At 71.8% G+C, this 2874-nt stretch carries 2 protein-coding genes and 1 pseudogene; 2 read left to right on the top strand and 1 reads right to left on the bottom strand.

Translation table 11 applies throughout. From position 1 onward, the window contains the following. Together G6019_RS14420 and G6019_RS14415 are read left to right on the top strand one after the other, a co-directional pair. Nucleotides 1–573: pseudogene (locus G6019_RS14420) on the top strand (PspC domain-containing protein); the annotation flags it as partial. 89 nt (nt 574–662) lie between these two features. Beyond that, complete coding sequence (locus G6019_RS14415) at nt 663–1040, top strand: hypothetical protein (protein WP_156607106.1); 378 nt, start codon at nt 663–665, stop codon at nt 1038–1040. Between the two features lie 101 nt (nt 1041–1141). Here G6019_RS14415 and guaA read toward each other — a convergent pair whose 3' ends face one another. Next, nucleotides 1142–2746 carry a glutamine-hydrolyzing GMP synthase gene (gene guaA / locus G6019_RS14410; protein WP_182613490.1) on the bottom strand — a complete coding sequence of 535 codons (1605 nt, stop codon included), beginning with the start codon at nt 2744–2746 and terminating at the stop codon, nt 1142–1144. Nucleotides 2747–2874: the final 128 nt, after the last annotated feature.

The raw sequence follows: 2874 nt of genomic DNA, 5'->3' as shown, positions 1-2874 counted from the left end.
CCGCCGCGCCCCCGGTCCCGGCTGACCAAGGTCACCCTCGGTCTGGCGCTCATCGCGGTGGCCGTGGCCGGTGGACTGGCGACACTCGGCGGGGTGGTCTGGCTCGACGCCACGAGGATCGCCGCGATCGGACTCGCCGTGGTGGCCGGCGGGCTACTCGTCGGCGCGGTCACCCGCAGAGGGCACGGACTGCTGGTCGTCGCCGGCCCCCTCGCCGGTTTCGTCCTTCTCGCCTCGCTGGTCCAGGTGCCCGAGGGCGGCTGGGAGGGCACCGGCGAGCAGCTGATCGAGATCACCGACCCCGCCCAGTTGGACGCCCCGATCAACCATCAGGTCGGCAGCATCACCGTGGACATGCGCGAGTTGGAGCTGGACCGCGATCGCAGCTACAGCATCGCCAACAACGTCGGAGAAGTGCAGGTGCTGCTGCCCGACGGGGTCGCCGTGGAGACGAACTGCACCACCGACATCGGGAGCGTGGACTGCCCGACCGGCCTGTCCGGCGATGTCTCCGGCCCCGTCCTGACCCTCAGCGTGCACTCCGGCGTCGGAAGCGTCGTGGTGACGCGATGAGTGACCCGCGCGCCCACGACCCGACAGCTCACCCAGACCACACCGACGACACGGACCACGAAGAACCGCAATCCACCGGGAGCCCCGACATGACCAGCCTGCACTCCGACTCCACGACCCGCCCCGACCAGCCGCTCCAGGACCCGCTTCCCTACGGCTCCGGCGTCACCGACGCGCAGGGGTTCCCGTACGGGACCTCCCCCGCGTACGGGGTCGCAGCCGGGTACGGGGCCGCCCCCGTGCACGGGATCCCGGCCGGGTACGGGGTGGCCTACGAGCCCGCGACGGACGCGGTCGCGCGGCGCGAACGTTCCGGGTCGCCGGTGCTCGCGGTGGCCGGACTGCTCTCCCTCGGGGTCGCCGTGTGGGCGATCCTGGGCGCGCCTGTGATCACGACGACCGTGATGATCGCCGCGTCACTCGTGCTATTGGTCCTGGTCGGGCTGGCGATGGTCATCCGACGCTGACCCGCACACCGACGTCGGATACCCGGCCGGCCCCGTCCACAGGGGCCGGCCGGTTGTCACGGTCGGGGGATGACTCCGCGCCGAGATGTCCCCGCCGCCCGTCACTCCCACTCGATGGTGCCCGGCGGCTTGCTGGTCACGTCCAGCACGACCCGGTTGACGTTCGGGACCTCGTTGGTGATGCGTCCCGAGATCAGCGCGAGGGTCTCGTACGGCACGCGCGTCCAGTCCGCGGTCATGGCGTCCTCGGAGCTCACCGGGCGCAGCACTATCGGGTGGCCGTAGGTGCGTCCGTCGCCCTGGACGCCCACGGAGCGGACGTCGGCGAGCAACACGACCGGGCACTGCCACACCGAGGCGTCGAGCCCGGCCGCGGTCATCTCCTCGCGCACGATCGCGTCCGCCGCGCGCAGGGTCTCGAGCCGGTCCCGGTCGACGGACCCGACGATCCGGATGGCCAGGCCCGGGCCGGGGAAGGGGTGCCGACCGACGATCGCCTCCGGCAGCCCGAGCTCCCGGCCCACGGCCCGGACCTCGTCCTTGAACAGCAGGCGGAGCGGCTCCACCAGCGAGAACTCGATGTCGTCCGGCAGGCCGCCCACGTTGTGGTGGCTCTTGATGTTGGCGGTTCCCGCGCCCCCGCCTGACTCGACCACGTCCGGGTACAGGGTGCCCTGGACGAGGAAGTCGACGGAGGCGGCGTCGTCACCCTGGAGATCGAGGGCCTGGGTGACGGCACGCTCGAAGGACCGGATGAACTCGCGGCCGATGATCTTGCGCTTGGACTCGGGGTCGGTCACCCCGGCGAGGTGACCGAGGTATGTCTCCGAATCGTCGAGAGTGATGAGGCGGGCACCGGTGGCGGCCACGAAATCGTTCTCGACCTGCTCCCGCTCCCCCGCGCGCAACAGACCGTGGTCGACGAACACACACGTGAGTCGGTCCCCGATGGCCTTCTGCACCAACGCGGCCGCGACCGCGGAGTCGACGCCACCGGACAGCCCACAGATCGCCCGGCCGTCACCGATCTGCTCACGGACGGCCTCCACCAGTTGGTCCGCGATGTTGGACGCCGTCCAGGTGGGTTCGAGGCCCGCGATCTCGGTGAGGAAGCGGGTGAGGACCTGCTGCCCGTGAGGCGAATGCATGACCTCGGGGTGGTACTGGACACCGGCCATCCGGCGTTCGGCGCACTCGAACGCCGCGACCGGGGCACCGGGGGACGTGGCCGTCACCGTGAACCCCTCGGGCGCGGTCGTGACCGCGTCCCCGTGGCTCATCCACACCGGGTGGTGCTCGGGCAGTCCGGCGTGCAACAGGCCACCCGACACCGTCACGTCGGTGCGCCCGTACTCGCGGCTTCCCGTGTGCGCGACCTCGCCGCCCAGGGCGCCCGCCATGGCCTGGAAGCCGTAGCAGATGCCGAAGACCGGCACCCCGAGATCGAGCACCGCCGGGTCGAGAGCCGGGGCGTCGTCCGCGTAGACGCTGGCCGGTCCGCCGGACAGGACCAGGGCGACCGGGTTCTTGCCCCGGATCTCCTCCACCGTCGCCGTGTGCGGGATCACCTCGGAGTAGATCCTCGCCTCGCGCACCCGCCGCGCGATGAGCTGCGCGTACTGGGCGCCGAAATCGACGACGAGGACGGGGCGGGGAGCCGCTGCCTCGGCGGTGAACTGGGAGTCGGTCTGTGCGTTCTCGGCCACGGGGTCGAGTCTAGGCGCAGCCCGCCCGCAGCCGAACTCGGCCACGCCCGCCCGCCACCCGGACTCACACGCGGGCGGGGGCACCCCCACTGGAGACCCCGACGATCGGCAGACGCAGCGCGCCGGGC

Origin of the sequence: Dietzia sp. DQ12-76, from assembly GCF_014145045.1 — a bacterium.
In the GTDB taxonomy this organism is placed as follows: domain Bacteria; phylum Actinomycetota; class Actinomycetes; order Mycobacteriales; family Mycobacteriaceae; genus Dietzia.
Note: the sequence above shows the minus strand (reverse complement) of the source record. Positions and strands in the feature narration are given on the sequence as shown.

Bases quoted from the DNA above. Each gene is read 5' to 3' on its own strand.
- G6019_RS14415 (WP_156607106.1), top strand. From the start codon at position 663: ATGACCAGCCTGCACTCCGACTCCACGACCCGCCCCGACCAGCCGCTC.